Below are 14,858 nucleotides of genomic sequence, written 5' to 3'. Positions count from 1 at the left end.
ACGTATGTCTCGGCAGCGGACGCTTTGCTCGCCGGAACGAAACATGTTCAGGCGCTTGCTCTCAACTCACAAATTCCTCAGCCCCGAGGATCCGCCCGGCGCGTGGCCGGGCGGTGACAGGTCAGGAATTCCTTACGTTCAGGCGGGTTGCTTGGCATAGCCGGCCTTCTTGAGCGCCTCGGCGATCTCGTCGAGGATCGCCGGATCGTCGATCGTCGCCGGCAGCTTGAAGCTCTCGCCATCTGCGATCTTCTGCATCGTGCCCCGCAGGATCTTGCCGGAACGGGTCTTGGGCAGACGATCGACCACGCAGGCGAGCTTGAACGCGGCGACCGGCCCGATCTGCTTGCGGACCATGCCCACGCATTCGGCGATCACCTCTTCCGGCGAACGTTCGTGGCTGGAGTTGAGACACAGGAAGCCGAGCGGCAGTTGCCCCTTGAGAGCATCCGCCACACCGATTACGGCGCATTCGGCGACGTCGGGATGCGCGGCCAAGACCTCTTCCATCGCGCCGGTCGAGAGCCGGTGGCCTGCGACGTTGATGACGTCGTCGGTGCGCGCCATGATGTAGAGATAGCCGTCCTCGTCCTTGTAACCGGCATCGCCCGTCTCGTAGTAGCCGGGGAAGTGGCTGAGGTAGGACTTGCGATAGCGCTCCTCTGCGTTCCACAGCGTCTGCAAGGTGCCCGGCGGCAGCGGCAGCTTGATGGCGATGGCGCCCATCTGGCCGGCGGGCAGCTCGTGGCCGCCTTCGTCGAGAACATGCACCTCGTAGCCGGGCATCGGCACCGACGGCGAGCCGAGCTTCACCGGAAGCTGCTCGATCCCGATCGGGTTGGCAGCGATCGCCCAGCCGGTTTCGGTCTGCCACCAGTGATCGATCACCGGCACGCCCAGATGCTCCTGCGCCCACTTGATCGTGTCGGGGTCGGCCCGCTCGCCGGCCAGGAACAGCGCTTGCAGATCATGCAGCTTGTAGCGCTTGATCCACTCGCCTTTCGGATCCTCCCGCTTGATCGCCCGCAACGCAGTCGGCGCAGTGAAGAAGCTCTTCACCCGGTGGTTCTGGATGATCTTCCAGAAGACGCCCGCGTGGGGCGTGCCGATCGGCTTGCCCTCGAAGACGAGCGTCTCCGCCCCGGCCAGCAGCGGGCCGTAGGCGATGTAGGAATGGCCCACCACCCAGCCGACGTCCGATGCCGCCCAGAACCGCTCGCCCGGGCCGACGTTGTAGATGTTCTCCATCGACCATTGCAGCGCCACGAGGTGGCCGGCGGTGGAGCGTACGACGCCCTTGGGCTGGCCGGTGGTGCCGGAGGTATAGAGGATGTAGGCGGGGTGATTGCCCTCCACCGGCAGGCAGTCGGCCGGCTTCACGCCGTACTGGAAGCCGTGCCAGGAGAAGTCGCGCCCCTCCACCAGCTTGGCCACCTCCTGCTCGCGCTGGAAGATCACGCAGAACTCGGGCTTGTGGCTTGCCTGTTCGATCGCCTCGTCGAGCAACGGCTTGTAATGAACCACGCGACCCGGCTCGAGGCCGCAGGAGGCGGCGATGATCGCCTTGGGCGTCGCGTCGTCGATCCGCACGGCAAGCTCGTTCGCCGCGAAGCCGCCGAACACCACCGAGTGGATCGCGCCGATCCGCGCACAGGCCAGCATGGCCTCCAACGCCTCGGGGATCATCGGCATGTAGATGATCACCCGGTCGCCCTTCTCGATGCCGCGCATCTTGAGCGCGCCGGCCAGCGAGGCCACCCGGTCGCGCAGTTCGCGATAGGTGATGCCCTTGGTCGAATGGGTGATTGGGCTTTCGTGCATGATGGCGAGGTTGTCGCCGCGGCCTGCTTCCACGTGCCGGTCCACCGCGTTGTAGCACGTGTTCACCATCGCGTCGGAGAACCACTCGTACATCGGGGCCTTGTCGTCGAACAACGCCTTGGACGGCGGACGGTACCAGTCCACCGCCTCGGCGGCCTTCATCCAGAACGCTTCAGGATCGGCCTGCCACGCACCATAGATGTCGGAATATCCCATATGCTCTCTCCCTGAAACCCTTCGCAGGAGTTACGCAAACAGGGGGCTTCCGCGCAAGTCTGTTGCGCGGGCAACTTCGTCACGTTTGGACGCTAACGGAAGCCGGACACCCGAGGCATGACGCCGCACCGCAGCATTTCCACTCCCGGTTGCGGCCCGTGCCGCAGCGCGACTGCCCCGGGAGCCTCTGCGTCAGCCGTAATGGGCGACCGGTGTGCCGGCGATGGCCGACATGTTGAGCAGGCCACGCGCGGTGATCGACGGGGTCACGACGTGGGCACGGTTGCCCATGCCCATCAGGATCGGACCGACCTCCAGCCCGCCGGCCTTGAACTTGAGCACGTTGCGCACCGCGCTCGCGGCATCGACATTGGCAAAGACCAGCGCGTTGGCGGAGCCGTCCATCCGGTTGTCCGGCAGCAGGCGGGCGCGGATCTCGGGGTCGAGCGCCGCGTCGACATGCATCTCGCCCTCGTAGCAGAAGTCCGGCTGCCAGCGATCCAGGATCGCAAGCGCCTCCCGCATCCGCAGGCCGCTTTCGACATCGACGTTCCCGAACTGCGAGAAGGCACAGAGCGCGATCTTGGGCTCGATGCCGAACCGGCGGATATGGCGTGCACAGCCCAAAACCGTCTCGGCGATCTGCTGCGGCGTCGGCTGGTGGTGCACCTGAGTGTCGGCGATGAACAGCGGGCCGTCCTCGAGGATCATCATCGACAGCGCGCCCACCGGGTAGAGCGTGCCGTGCTGAAGAAGCTGGGTGACGTAGTTCAGGTGCCAGCGATACTGCCCGAAGGTGCCGCAGATCAGGCTGTCGGCCTCGTCGCGGTGCACCATGATGGCGGCAATCGCCGTGGTGTTGGTCCGCATGATCGTCCGCGCCAATTCCGGCGTCACGCCGCGGCGCGCCATCACCGTGTGGTAGTTCTCCCAGTAGTCGCGATAGCGGGGGTCGTTCTCCGGGTTGACGATATGGAAGTCGCGATCCGGCCGGATCGACAGGCCCGCCCGTTCGCAACGCGCGGTCACGACGTCCGGGCGACCGATCAGGATCGGCACGTCGGTCGTCTCTTCCAGCATCGCGTTGGCGGCGCGCAGCACCCGTTCGTCCTCGCCCTCGGCAAAGACGATCCGCCGCTCCGCCTTGGCGGCCGCGGCAAAGACCGGGCGCATCAGCAGCGCGGACTTGAAGACCGAGCCGTCCAGCTTCGCCTTGTAGGCGTTCAGGTCTTCCAGCGGCCGGGTGGCGACACCGGACTCCATCGCCGCCTTCGCCACGGCGCTGGCCACCACGCCGATCAGCCGCGGGTCGAAGGGCTTGGGGATCAGGTAATCCGGCCCGAAGGTCAGTTGCTCGTCCTTGTAGGCCGCCGCGGCCTCGGCGCTCGTCGTGGCGCGGGCCAGCGCCGCGATCCCCTCGATGCAGCCAAGCTGCATCGCGTCATTGATCTCGGTCGCGCCCACGTCCAGCGCCCCGCGGAAGATGAACGGGAAGCAGAGCACGTTGTTGACCTGGTTCGGATAGTCCGACCGGCCGGTGGCGATGATCGCGTTCGGCGCGACTTCCCGCACCTCGTCCGGAAGGATCTCGGGCGTCGGGTTGGCCAGGGCGAAGACGATCGGACGTTCCGCCATCTTGCCGACCATCGACTGGGTCAGCACCCGAGGCCCGGAAAGCCCGAGGAACAGGTCCGCCCCGTCGATCACGTCGTCGAGCGTTCGCAGGTCGCTGGCCTGGGCATAGGCGGCCTTCTGCGGGTTCATGTCGATCTCGCGTCCCTGGTGAACCAGCCCGTGGATGTCGCAGAGCCAGACGTTCTCCCGCTTCACTCCCAGCTTCAGCAGCATGTTGAGGCACGCGATGCCCGCCGCCCCGCCGCCTGTGGAGACGACCTTGATGTCATCGAACCGTTTGCCGGCGACCCGAAGCGCGTTGGTCGCCGCCGCGCCAACGACGATGGCGGTGCCGTGCTGGTCATCGTGGAAAACCGGGATGTTCATCCGTTCGCGGCAGATCTTCTCGACGATGAAGCAATCCGGCGCCTTGATGTCCTCGAGGTTGATCGCACCAAAGGTCGGCTCCAGCGCGCAGACGATCTCGGCCAGCTTCTCCGGGTCCTGCTCGTCCACCTCGAGGTCGAAACAGTCGATGTTGGCGAATTTCTTGAAGAGCACCGCCTTGCCCTCCATCACCGGCTTGGAGGCCAGCGCGCCGATGTTGCCGAGCCCGAGAACGGCCGAGCCGTTGGAGACCACCGCGACGAGGTTGCCCCGCGCGGTGTAGCGGGTCGCGTCCGCCGGATTGGCCGCGATCTCGGTGCAGGCCTCGGCGACGCCCGGCGAATAGGCCAGCGACAGGTCGCGGCCGTTGGCCAGCGGCTTGGTTGCCCGGACCTCGAGTTTCCCCGGCCTCGGGAATTCGTGGTACTGCAGCGGTGCGCTCTGCACCGGGGTCTCGCCGTTCCTGCCGCTGTCGTTCATCTTGCCGTCCCGCCCTTGCCGGCGCCTCCTGGAGATCGCTGGCCCGGCCTTAGACCACCTAGCCCGCCGTGGGAAGCCGCCACGATTACGCGAGGTGAGCGTCACCCGCGCCATGCGCGCGCCCTTGCATCCCCGCCGCCGCCCGAACAGAGTGACCGAAAAGGGAGGTTCCCCATGTCCGACACCCCGCTTCTGGACGCCGCGCGGGCGGTACAGCCGAAGGCCTACGCGCCCTATTCGAACTTCAAGGTCGGCGCCGCTCTTCGCACGCCTTCCGGCGCCGTCTTTTCCGGTTGCAACGTCGAGAACGTGGCCTACCCGGAAGGCACCTGCGCCGAGGCCGGCGCGATCGCCGCGATGGCGGCGGCGGGCGAATACCGCATTACCGAGGTCGCCGTGATCGCCGACAGCCCCAGCCCGGTGCCCCCCTGCGGCGGCTGCCGCCAGAAGCTCAAGGAATTCGCGGACCCCGACGTCCGGGTGACCATGGCCACGACCGGCGGCGCGGAACTGACGATGACGGTGGCCGAACTTCTGCCCGGCGCCTTCGGGGCCGAGCACATGGAGACATAGGATCATGGACGCCAAGGATATCCTCGGCCATCTCCGCCAGGGCGAGCCGCCCACGCCGGAGCAGGTGGCCTGGTTCGGCAAGGCAATCGGCGCGGGCGCCGTGACCGATGCGCAGGTCGGCGCCTTTGCCATGGGCATCTGCCGCGCGCCGCTGTCGGTCAAGGCCCGCGTGGCGCTCACCGAGGCGATGCGCGACAGCGGCGAGGTGCTGAGCTGGGACATGCCCGGCCCGGTCCTCGACAAGCATTCCACCGGCGGCGTCGGCGACGCGGTGTCGCTGCCGCTCGCGCCCGCGCTGGCAGCCTGCGGCGCCTATGTGCCGATGATCTCCGGGCGCGGGTTGGGCCATACCGGCGGCACGCTCGACAAGCTGGAGGCAATCCCCGGCTACACCGCCGAGGTCACGCAGGACCGCCTGCGCGAGATCGTGGGCGACATCGGCTGCGCCATCGTCGGCGCCTCGGCCGAGATCGCGCCCTCCGACAAGCGCCTCTACGCGGTCCGCGACGTGACCGGCACGGTGGAGAGCATCGACCTCATCACCGCTTCGATCCTGTCGAAGAAGCTCGCCGCCGGGCTCGAGGGGCTGGTGCTCGACGTCAAGGTCGGCTCCGGCGCCTTCATGCCCGACGCGGAGAGCGCCCGCGCGCTGGCGCAATCGCTGGTCGGCACCGCGTCGGGGGCGGGCTGCCGCACGGCGGCGCTTATCACCGACATGAGCCAGCCGCTGATCGACAGCGCCGGCAACGGGCTCGAGGTGGCCGAATGCATGCGCCTGCTGACCGGCGAGGCCGTGACCGAGCCGCTCTGGCAGCTCACCGTGCAACTTGGCGGGTGCCTGCTGGCGCTCGGCGGGCTGGCCGACGACAGCGTGGACGGCGAGGCGAAGATCGAGGAGGCGCTGCGCTCCGGCCGCGCCGTGGAAAGCTTCGAGCGGATGATCGCGGCGCTCGGCGGGCCTTCGGATTTCGTCGGCGGATGGCGGCGCTACCTGGCGCAGGCGCCCGTGGTGCGCGACGTCTTCCCCGAGCACGCCGGCATCGTTCAGAGCGTCGACACCCGCGCTGTCGGAATGGCGGTGGTACACCTCGGCGGCGGGCGGCTGCGGGAGGGCGACGTGCTCGACCCCTCGGTTGGCTTCGACCGGCTCACCCGCATCGGCACCGAGGTCTCGCAGAGCTGGCCGCTGGCACAGGTCCATGCCGCGAGCGAGGCCGACGCCGATGCCGCCGAGGCGGCGATCCGGGCCGCCTACGAGATCGGCGACGCGGGCGTGGACACGCCCCCACTGGTGCATGAAAGGATCGAGCCATGACCCGCGCCTTCCTGGTGGTGATGGATTCCGTCGGGTGCGGCGGCGCGCCCGATGCGGCGGAGTTCTTCAACGGCGCCACGCCCGACACCGGGGCCAACACCCTGCTCCACATCGCGCAGGCCTGCGCCGAGGGCCGGGCCGAGGAGGGCCGCAGCGGCCCGCTGAAGATGCCGGTGCTGGATGCGCTCGGGCTCGGCGATGCGGTCCGCCTGGCTTCGGGCGAAAGCGCGCCGGGGCTGGACGCAGCCCCCACCGGCCGCTTCGGGGCCGCGACAGAGGTCTCGCCCGGCAAGGACACGCCCTCGGGCCATTGGGAACTCGCCGGCGTGCCGGTCCCGTGGGACTGGCACTATTTCCCCAACACCCGCCCGGCTTTTCCCGAGGAGGTCACCCGCGCGGCCTGCACGGCGGCGGGGACGGAGGGCATCCTCGGCAATTGCCATGCCTCAGGCACCCAGATCCTCGCCGATCTCGGGGCCGAGCACATGAGGACCGGCTGGCCGATCTGCTACACCTCCGCCGACAGCGTGTTCCAGATCGCCGCCCACGAGGAAACCTTTGGCGAGGCGCGGCTGCAGGACCTCTGCAAGACCCTCGCGCCGATGCTGCACCAGATGAAGGTCGGCCGCGTGATCTCCCGCCCCTTCGTCGGCTCCGCGGAAGAGGGCTTCACCCGCACCACCAACCGCCACGACTACGCAATCGCCCCGCCCGAGCCCACGCTGTGCGACTGGGTGCAGGGCGCGGGCCGGCGCGTTCAGGCGGTCGGCAAGATCGGCGATATCTTCTCGATGCAGGGCATCGACGAGGTCCGCAAGGGGCGCGATGCAGTGCTGATGGACCACCTCTTCGACTTCGTCGACGAGGCCCCGGACGGCAGCCTGACCTTCGCCAATTTCGTCGAGTTCGACAGCCTCTACGGCCACCGCCGCGATGTCTCGGGCTACGCCGCCGCGCTGGAATGGTTCGACGCGTGCATCGGGCGGCTGCTGCCGAAACTCCGCGAAGGCGACCTGCTGCTGCTCACCGCCGACCACGGCAACGACCCGACTTGGACAGGCACCGACCACACGCGGGAGCGCGTGCCGGTGCTCTGCGCGGGCGTCGGCGCGGGCTCCATCGGCCAAGTCGCCTTTGCCGATGTCGCGGCCAGCGTCGCGGCCCATCTCGGCGTGCCCTCCCGTGGCCCGGGACGGAGTTTCCTCTGATGCGCGATCTTCCCAAGGTAGAACTGCACCTTCACCTCGAAGGGGCGGCCCCACCGTCCTTCGTGCGCGGCCTCGCGGCCGAGAAGAAGGAGGACCTGAGCGGTATCTTCAGCGAGTCCGGCGCCTATGCCTACGACGGGTTCGTCGATTTCCTGCGCGTCTACGAGGCCGCGACCTCGGTGATCCGGACGCCGGAAGACTACGGGCGGCTGGTCACGACCGTGCTGGAGGAACTGGCCAGCCAGGGCGTGATCTATGCCGAAACCTTCGTCTCGCCCGACTTCTTCGGCGGCGGCGACCTCGCCGCCTGGCGCGAGTATCTCGCCGCGATGGAGGAAGCCTCGGCGCGGGCCGAGACGCGCGACGGCATCATCCTGAAAGGCATCGTCACCCCGATCCGCCATTTCGGCCCCGAACGCGCCAAGGCCCCCGCGATCTGCGCAGCCGAGACGGCGGGGGAGTGGATCGTGGGGCTCGGCATGGGCGGCAACGAGGCCGTGGGCAAGCCGGGCGATTTCGCCTGGGCCTTCGACTGCGCCCGCGAAGCCGGCCTGCGGCTGACTTGCCATGCGGGCGAGTTCGGCGGTCCGGAGAGCGTGCGCGCCGCGATCGAGGATCTCGGCGTCGAGCGGATCGGCCACGGCGTGCGCGCCATCGAGGACCTCGCGCTGGTGGACGACCTCGCCGAGCGCGGCATCGTTCTCGAGGTCTGCCCGGGCTCCAACGTGGCGCTCGGCCTCTACCCCGACTGGCGCGCCCACCCGATCGAGAAGCTGCGGGAGCGTGAGGTAAAGGTCACGATTTCCACCGACGACCCGCCCTTCTTCCACACCACCATGACGCACGAATACGAGCGCCTTGCCGATGCCTTCGGATGGGACGTGGCGGATTTTGCCGCGCTCAACCGGGTTGCCGCCGAGGCCGCCTTCTGCGATGCCGGGACGCGAGACAAGATCCTCAAGAGACTGGAGGCAGCCGATGTATGACCACCTGACCGTCGTGGACCACCCGCTTGTGCAGCACAAGCTGACGTTGATGCGGGAAAAGGACGCCTCCACCGCCAAGTTCCGCCAGTTGCTGCGCGAGATCAGCCAGCTGCTCGCTTACGAGGTGACCTTCGACATGGAAATGGAAGAGGTCGAGATCGAGACACCGCTCTGCAAGATGATGGCGCCCAAGCTCTCGGGCAAGAAGATGGCGCTGATCTCGATCCTGCGGGCCGGCAACGGGCTGCTCGACGGAATCCTCGAGCTCATCCCCGGTGCGCGCGTGGGCTTTGTCGGGCTTTACCGCGACCCGGACACGCTGCAGCCGGTGCAATACTACTTCAAAGTGCCCGAGGATCTGGCCGACCGCCTGATCATTGTGGTCGACCCGATGCTCGCGACCGGCAATTCCTCGGCCGCGGCGATCGACCTGCTGAAAAAGGCCGGCGCGACCAACATCCGCTTCCTCTGCCTCCTGGCCGCACCCGAGGGCGTCGCCCGGATGAAGGAGGCGCATCCCGATGTGCCCATCGTCACCGCCTCGCTCGACAACCACCTGAACGATCACGGTTATATTGTCCCCGGCCTTGGCGACGCCGGCGACCGGATGTTCGGCACCAAGTAGCACCTGCGAATCAGCGGCAAAACCGCAACAAAAAAGACTTTACTCAAATAGGGTCCTCCGGCATCCTCGCCCGCAACATCTTGTGGGGACAGTGATGAAATTCCGGGCTATTTCCATGGCCCTGCGGGCGACTGCCATCGCCGTGGGTACCTATCCGGTAGCAGTGTTGGGCGCGGTCGGCGCGCCGGCCGAAGTGCCGCCTGCCAGTTTCACCGGTCCTCAGTTCGTGGACAGCGACGGCTGTGTCTTCGTGCGCGCCACGCTGGACGGGCAGGTGACCTGGGTGCCGCGCGTAACGCGGGAGCGCCAGCCGGTCTGCGGCATGGAGCCGACCTTTACCGAGGCTCCGGCCACACTCGCGCCGGTTGCAGCAGCGCCCGCACCGCAGCCCGCGAAAACTGCCACCGCCAAGCCGACCACGACAGTCGCCGCAGCCCCCAAGGCCACGCCGAGCCCGACGCCGGTTGCAGCACCCAAAGCGGAGCCGCAACTGATCCGCGTCGAATGCCCGGGCATGCAGCCGGTCACCTATCGTTACACCGCCAAGCCCAACGTCTCCTTGCTCTGCGCGAACGTGCCGGGGACGCCCCGCGCAAAGGTCAGCTACGTCTACCTCGACCAGTCCGGCACGCGCCGGGTTCCCGTCGCCGCCGCGGCGCCGGCGAGCGCGGCCAAGCCGGTCTACGGCCTCCCGACCCCGCCGAGCGGCTATAAATTTGCCTTCGAGAAGGGTCGCTACAATCCCAACCGCGGCCCGCGCACGGCCACCGGCGATGCCGAGATGAACCGTGTCTGGACCCGGGACGTGCCGCAGGACCTCGTGGACCCGGACAAGGGCCGGTACCTGACACAGCCCGCCCCGCAGACGCAGATGCGCACCTCGTCCAAGTCGCCCGCGGCCACGGCCAGCCACCGCTACGTCCAGGTCGGCACCTTTGCCTCGCCCGACAACGTTCGCGCCGCCGCCCTGCGGCTGCAGAATTCCGGACTGCCCGTGAGCACCGCGCCCGTCACCCGCGACGGGCGGCAGCTTCAGGTCGTCCTTGCCGGTCCGTTCGATACCGGCCAACAGGTCCAGGCAGCGGTGCTTGCCGCCCGCCGGGCCGGGTTCGGGGACGCATTCCCGAGACACTAGATCCGAAATAACCAAGAAGAAGAACAGAGAACCAAAGCAGGTCTCATCCAGGCTAACGCCCCGCCCTCCGAAAAGAGGGCGGGGCGTCGCCTTTAATGGTGGTGGGTGCCGGCCGCGGGTCAGCTGCCGCAAATCCCCTGAAGCGCGACCCAGTCGCCATCGTCCAGCACCGCGCGCGCGCCGCCGCCGCGCATCGGATCGGCCTCGATCAGGTTCAGCGTCGTCTCGCCGGTGACGTCCAGCGCATAGGCATAGGGCGTCGAGGGCAACGCCGCCTGTTCGAACCGCGGGATCAGCCGGGCGTCGGGCACGCGCTCCGGCGTCGCTGCGGTCAGCGTCTCCGCGTAATCCCTGAGGGCGGCGTCGGGCAGATGGCCGGTGGTCAGCAGGCGAAAGATCGCCCCCGGCCCCGCCCCTCGCAAGAGATCCGCCAGCGGGTCATGCAACCCGCGCCGCACGTCCTCGGCCAGGATGAACCCCGCCACGACATCCGGCGTCTCGTGATCCTCCACCAACCGGCTGTGCACCAGCATCGCCCCACCGGGCAGCGAGATCGTGTCGGGAATGCCCCCGGGCACCACCAGCAGCCCGCCGCCTCCGGGCGCAAGCAGTCGCGAGGAAAGCCGGGCCAGCGCCTGATCGCCCCGTGGCGAGCGGCACGGCGCCCCCGAAACCCGACCGATCGCGGTGAACAGCCGCGTGCCGATCTCGATCCTGGTGGGTTCGGGCACCACGCTCAGCGTATGGCGCAACAGCGCGCCCGGCAGCCAAAGGGCCCCGGCCGCGAGCATCCCCGCGCCAAGGCCAGCCAGCAGCAGGAGGCGCAGCCGCCCGCGCCGGGGCCTGGACTTCTGGATCGCGCCGCGCACCTGTTCGATGGCGTCGATCATCGTCTCGTCGTCGATTTCGAGCGTCTCGGTCCCCTCGGCGGAGGGCGTGTAGAGCGCCGGCATCTCGCCACGGTTGACCCGCACGACAGCCGCCAGCGACCAATGGCTGAGCGCCATGCCCTTCTGATCGGCAATCACCAGCGATGCATCGCCGAAGGAGACGATGACATTCTGCCTCTGGACGTCAGGGTCTGGTCGCCAGACGCCCGGGCATTCCAGCCTGGCGTATTGCTTGAGCGCTGTCATTGAACTGCTCTGCCTGTGTTGCCGCGAGGATAGCCCACACGGCAGGCGGGAACAATCGGCCGTATGCCGTCCGGGATCCACCGGAAAAGACGGGCGAATCTGTGTCATCCGGGAGTGGTAGATTTACCTACCCGGGCGATGGGGGCCCTACTCAATGGTTAGGTTGGCGAGCCGATTTTAGCATCAATAACCACCCTTGGCCGCCCAGTATCCAGCGAGGGGAAACAATGCCCCATTTTGGACGTGATCTGACCGAATTCCCGTCGGGTCAATAAGGCTTTCTTAAGGTTAACCGCGGTCGGCCACCCCCGACCCGCAGGACAGGATGAGACGCATGTTGGATTGGCTTTACGGAAAGTCCGGATACTCCTCCGCCCCCCGCAAATCCGCGGCGGCCATGATGCCCGAGATGACGGGGGGGCTGACAGCCGGTACGCTGGTTGCGACGTCCGAGGGTTGGCGTCTCGCCGAAACCATCTCGGCAGGCGACAAGCTGATCACCTTCGATGATGGCATCCAGACCGTCACCGGCATCACCCGCCGCCAGCACACCCTGAAACCGTCGCCGATCCACTCCGTCGCGCCGCTCCTGTCGCTTCCCGAGGGCGCGGTAGGCAACCGCCGCAGGCTGCTAGTGCCGGAAGGCCAGGCACTGGTTATCGAAAGCGATCTGGCCGAGAGCGTCCTTGGCGACCCGTTCGCCCTGATCGACGCCAGCCACATGATGCGGATGCAGGGTGCCCGCCGCGTACTGCCGAAAGATCCGGTGGTGCTCGTCACCCTGAGTTTCGAAGAAGACCAGATGATCTATATCGAGGGCAACGCCGTTGCGCTCTGCCCTGCGGACCGCCAAACGACGCCCGAGACGATAGAAGACGCGATCTGGGGAACGTCGAAACCTCGTTACAAGGTGCTGCCCAAGGAGACCGCGCAGATGGTCGTGGCAGGCGCTGGCATGGAAGCGGATCTGGCCAAGGGCCGGTTCCGCGGATCCCCATCCCCGCACCACGCCTGAGGCACCAGAACCTACCCGGCAAGACAATCGAGCAGCCCAGCGACAGCCAACACCGCACATGGGGAGCGGCGCGCCATATCGGCGCGCCGTTTCTCGTGCCTGATATGCGCGGCCCTCAGGCCGCGCGCGCCGCATCTCCGAAACTGCCGTAGAAGGTCTGGCCCTTGCGGCCCATCTCTTCCAGCAGCGCCGGCGTCGCGAACCGCGCGCCATGCGTCTCGGCCAGCTCCACCGTGCGTGCCGCCGCGTAGGGCGTTCCCAGCATGTCGAGCCAGGAGAACGGGCCGCCGGACCAGGGGGCGAAGCCCCAGCCAAGGATCGCGCCGACATCGCCTTCGCGGATGTCCTCCAGCACGCCCTCTTCCAGCGCCCGGACCGCTTCCAGCGTCTGGATGAACAGAAGCCGGTGCTGCACCTCGATCAACTCGGGCTGCTCCTCGGCACGGGGATATTTATCCTCAAGCCCTTTCCACAGCCCCTGTCGCTTGCCGGCCTCGTCATACTCGTAAAAGCCCGCCTTGGCCTTGCGACCCAGCCGGCCCTCGTCGGCCATCCAGAACACCACCTCGTCCACCGCGCCGTCGGGATAGGCATCGCCCATCGCCGCCCGCGTCGCCTTGGCGATCTTGACGCCGAGGTCGATGGAGGTCTCGTCCACCAGCTGCAGCGGCCCCAGCGGCATGCCCACTAGCTTCGCCGCATGTTCGATCAGCGCCGGGTTCACCCCCTCGGCAACCATGCGGATGCCCTCGTTGATGTAGGGGATGATGCAGCGGTTGGCGTAGAAGAACCGGGCGTCGTTGACCACGATCGGCGTCTTCTTGATCTGCCGCACGTAGTCGAGCGCCTTGGCAACAGCGCGCTCCCCGGTTTCCTTGCCCTTGATGATCTCCACCAGCAGCATCCGCTCGACCGGCGAGAAGAAGTGGATGCCGATGTATTGCTCCGGCCGCTTGCTGGCCTTGGCCAACTCGGTGATCGGCAGGGTCGAGGTATTGGTGGCAAAGATGCAGTCCTCGCCGACGACCGCTTCGACCTTGGCGGTGACCTCGGCCTTCACGCCCGGATCCTCGAACACGGCCTCGATGATCAGGTCGCAACCTGCGAGCGCGTTGTAATCCGTGGTCGCTGTGATCCGGTCGAGCAGCGCCTGCTTCTTCTCCGGAGTGGTCTTGCCGCGCTTGATGCCCTTGTCGGCATAGCTCTCGGTATAGGCCTTGCCGCGGTCGGCCGCGGCCTGGTCCTGATCGAGCAGCACCACGTCGATGCCGGCCTGCGCCGAGACCAGTGCGATGCCCGCACCCATCATGCCCGCGCCGAGCACGCCCACCTTGGAGACCTTCTGATCCGGCTGGTCGGGGCGGTTCGCCCCCTTCTCCAGCGCTTCCTTGTTGATGAAGAGCGACCGGATCATCGCCGAGGACGACGGGTTCAGGAGCACGTTGGTGAACCAGCGGGCCTCGATCTTCAGCGCGGTATCGAAGGGTACCAGCGCCCCCTCGTAGACCGCCGACAGAAGCGCCTTGGCCGCCGGATAGACCCCCTGCGTCTTGCCGTTCACCATCGCGGAGGCCCCCACGAAGGTCATGAAACCCGCCGGGTGATAAGGCGCGCCGCCGGGCATCTTGTAGCCCTTCTCGTCCCACGGCTTGACGATCTTCGGCTCGGACAGCACCCACTCCCGGGCCTTGTCGAGCAGTTCCTCGGGAGCCACCACTTCGTCGACCACGCCGGCGGATTTCGCCTTCTTCGGGTCGTTCAGCTTGCCTTCCAGCAGCAGCGGCGAAGCGCCCATCGCGCCCAGCTTGCGCACCAGGCGGGTCGTGCCGCCGGCGCCGGGGAAGATGCCGACCATGATCTCCGGCAGGCCAATCTTGGCCTTCGGGTTGTCGGCGGCAAAGATGCGATGGCAGGAGAGCGGGATCTCCAGCCCGATGCCGAGCGCGGTGCCAGGCAGCGCCGCCGCAATCGGCTTACCGCCCTTATTGGTCTTGGGGTCCATGCCCGCGCGCTCGATCTTCCGCAGAATGGTGTGGATTTGCATGATCCCGGCAAAGATCGCCGCCGCCGGATCGTCGCCGCCGGCTTCCTTCATCCGGGCGATGACGTTGAGGTCCATCCCGCCGGCAAAGCTGCCCTCCTTGCCGGAGGTGATGACGGCGCCCTTGATGGCCTCGTCGGCCAGCACCTGGTCGATCAGCGCGTCGAGGTCGATGAACCCCTGCTCGCTCATCACGTTCATGGACTTGCCCTGGGTGTCCCAGGTGATGATCGCGACGCCATCGGCGCCGATAGTCATGGAAAAATCGCTCATCTCGCGTGTTCCTTGATCCTGTATCGCTTCGGC

At 67.5% G+C, this 14,858-nt stretch carries 11 protein-coding genes; 7 read left to right on the top strand and 4 right to left on the bottom strand.

What is annotated here, in order from left to right:
- Positions 1–138: 138 nt before the first annotated feature.
- The gene (locus ACFQ2S_RS16220) at positions 139–2,037 is read right to left on the bottom strand and encodes a propionyl-CoA synthetase (protein ID WP_386076029.1); all 1,899 of its coding nucleotides are present in this window, start codon (positions 2,035–2,037) and stop codon (positions 139–141) included.
- A 192-nt stretch (positions 2,038–2,229) separates the two neighbouring features.
- Positions 2,230–4,518: an NADP-dependent malic enzyme gene (locus ACFQ2S_RS16215; RefSeq protein WP_386076027.1), complete on the bottom strand. Its 2,289-nt coding sequence runs from the start codon at positions 4,516–4,518 to the stop codon at positions 2,230–2,232.
- Positions 4,519–4,692: 174 nt separating this feature from the next.
- Between ACFQ2S_RS16215 and ACFQ2S_RS16210 the strand changes: the two genes are divergently transcribed.
- The 6 genes from ACFQ2S_RS16210 to ACFQ2S_RS16185 all read left to right on the top strand — a co-directional run bounded on the left by ACFQ2S_RS16210 (position 4,693) and on the right by ACFQ2S_RS16185 (position 10,360).
- Positions 4,693–5,091 (top strand): cytidine deaminase, encoded by a 399-nt coding sequence (locus tag ACFQ2S_RS16210; protein WP_089235434.1) that lies wholly within the window; start codon positions 4,693–4,695, stop codon positions 5,089–5,091.
- Between the two features lie 4 nt (positions 5,092–5,095).
- Entirely contained in the window at positions 5,096–6,406 is a 1,311-nt protein-coding gene (locus ACFQ2S_RS16205; RefSeq protein ID WP_386076025.1) for a thymidine phosphorylase, read from the top strand.
- The gene (locus ACFQ2S_RS16200; protein WP_386076023.1) at positions 6,403–7,614 is read left to right on the top strand and encodes a phosphopentomutase; all 1,212 of its coding nucleotides are present in this window, start codon (positions 6,403–6,405) and stop codon (positions 7,612–7,614) included. Before ACFQ2S_RS16205 ends, ACFQ2S_RS16200 begins: the two co-directional genes overlap by 4 nt.
- Positions 7,614–8,600, top strand: coding sequence for an adenosine deaminase (locus ACFQ2S_RS16195; protein ID WP_386076021.1), 987 nt, complete (start codon positions 7,614–7,616; stop codon positions 8,598–8,600). The genes ACFQ2S_RS16200 and ACFQ2S_RS16195 overlap by 1 nt, the downstream gene beginning before the upstream one ends.
- Complete coding sequence (gene upp, locus ACFQ2S_RS16190; RefSeq protein ID WP_089235430.1) at positions 8,593–9,225, top strand: uracil phosphoribosyltransferase; 633 nt, start codon at positions 8,593–8,595, stop codon at positions 9,223–9,225. Before ACFQ2S_RS16195 ends, upp begins: the two co-directional genes overlap by 8 nt.
- A gap of 94 nt (positions 9,226–9,319) precedes the next feature.
- The gene (locus ACFQ2S_RS16185) at positions 9,320–10,360 is read left to right on the top strand and encodes an SPOR domain-containing protein (RefSeq protein WP_386076019.1); all 1,041 of its coding nucleotides are present in this window, start codon (positions 9,320–9,322) and stop codon (positions 10,358–10,360) included.
- A 119-nt stretch (positions 10,361–10,479) separates the two neighbouring features.
- Here the strand turns inward: ACFQ2S_RS16185 and ACFQ2S_RS16180 are convergent, their stop codons facing one another.
- The gene (locus ACFQ2S_RS16180) at positions 10,480–11,496 is read right to left on the bottom strand and encodes a hypothetical protein (RefSeq protein ID WP_386076017.1); all 1,017 of its coding nucleotides are present in this window, start codon (positions 11,494–11,496) and stop codon (positions 10,480–10,482) included.
- A gap of 334 nt (positions 11,497–11,830) precedes the next feature.
- Between ACFQ2S_RS16180 and ACFQ2S_RS16175 the strand changes: the two genes are divergently transcribed.
- Complete coding sequence (locus ACFQ2S_RS16175) at positions 11,831–12,511, top strand: Hint domain-containing protein (RefSeq protein WP_386076015.1); 681 nt, start codon at positions 11,831–11,833, stop codon at positions 12,509–12,511.
- A gap of 115 nt (positions 12,512–12,626) precedes the next feature.
- Here the strand turns inward: ACFQ2S_RS16175 and ACFQ2S_RS16170 are convergent, their stop codons facing one another.
- Positions 12,627–14,825 carry a 3-hydroxyacyl-CoA dehydrogenase NAD-binding domain-containing protein gene (locus tag ACFQ2S_RS16170; protein ID WP_386076014.1) on the bottom strand — a complete coding sequence of 733 codons (2,199 nt, stop codon included), beginning with the start codon at positions 14,823–14,825 and terminating at the stop codon, positions 12,627–12,629.
- Positions 14,826–14,858 lie beyond the last annotated feature (33 nt).

The sequence above is a fragment of the Tropicimonas aquimaris genome (assembly GCF_042676185.1).
Taxonomy (GTDB): Bacteria; Pseudomonadota; Alphaproteobacteria; order Rhodobacterales; family Rhodobacteraceae; genus Tropicimonas; species Tropicimonas aquimaris.
Note: the sequence above shows the minus strand (reverse complement) of the source record. Positions and strands in the feature narration are given on the sequence as shown.

What these genes read in the sequence shown, in the direction of transcription:
- upp (WP_089235430.1), top strand. Translation starts at nt 8,593, where the DNA reads ATGTATGACCACCTGACCGTCGTGGACCACCCGCTTGTGCAGCACAAG.
- ACFQ2S_RS16220 (WP_386076029.1), bottom strand. Translation starts at nt 2,037, where the DNA reads ATGGGATATTCCGACATCTATGGTGCGTGGCAGGCCGATCCTGAAGCG.
- ACFQ2S_RS16175 (WP_386076015.1), top strand. Translation starts at nt 11,831, where the DNA reads ATGTTGGATTGGCTTTACGGAAAGTCCGGATACTCCTCCGCCCCCCGC.
- ACFQ2S_RS16195 (WP_386076021.1), top strand. Translation starts at nt 7,614, where the DNA reads ATGCGCGATCTTCCCAAGGTAGAACTGCACCTTCACCTCGAAGGGGCG.
- ACFQ2S_RS16210 (WP_089235434.1), top strand. Translation starts at nt 4,693, where the DNA reads ATGTCCGACACCCCGCTTCTGGACGCCGCGCGGGCGGTACAGCCGAAG.
- ACFQ2S_RS16170 (WP_386076014.1), bottom strand. Translation starts at nt 14,825, where the DNA reads ATGAGCGATTTTTCCATGACTATCGGCGCCGATGGCGTCGCGATCATC.
- ACFQ2S_RS16205 (WP_386076025.1), top strand. Translation starts at nt 5,096, where the DNA reads ATGGACGCCAAGGATATCCTCGGCCATCTCCGCCAGGGCGAGCCGCCC.
- ACFQ2S_RS16200 (WP_386076023.1), top strand. Translation starts at nt 6,403, where the DNA reads ATGACCCGCGCCTTCCTGGTGGTGATGGATTCCGTCGGGTGCGGCGGC.
- ACFQ2S_RS16215 (WP_386076027.1), bottom strand. Translation starts at nt 4,518, where the DNA reads ATGAACGACAGCGGCAGGAACGGCGAGACCCCGGTGCAGAGCGCACCG.
- ACFQ2S_RS16185 (WP_386076019.1), top strand. Translation starts at nt 9,320, where the DNA reads ATGAAATTCCGGGCTATTTCCATGGCCCTGCGGGCGACTGCCATCGCC.
- ACFQ2S_RS16180 (WP_386076017.1), bottom strand. Translation starts at nt 11,496, where the DNA reads ATGACAGCGCTCAAGCAATACGCCAGGCTGGAATGCCCGGGCGTCTGG.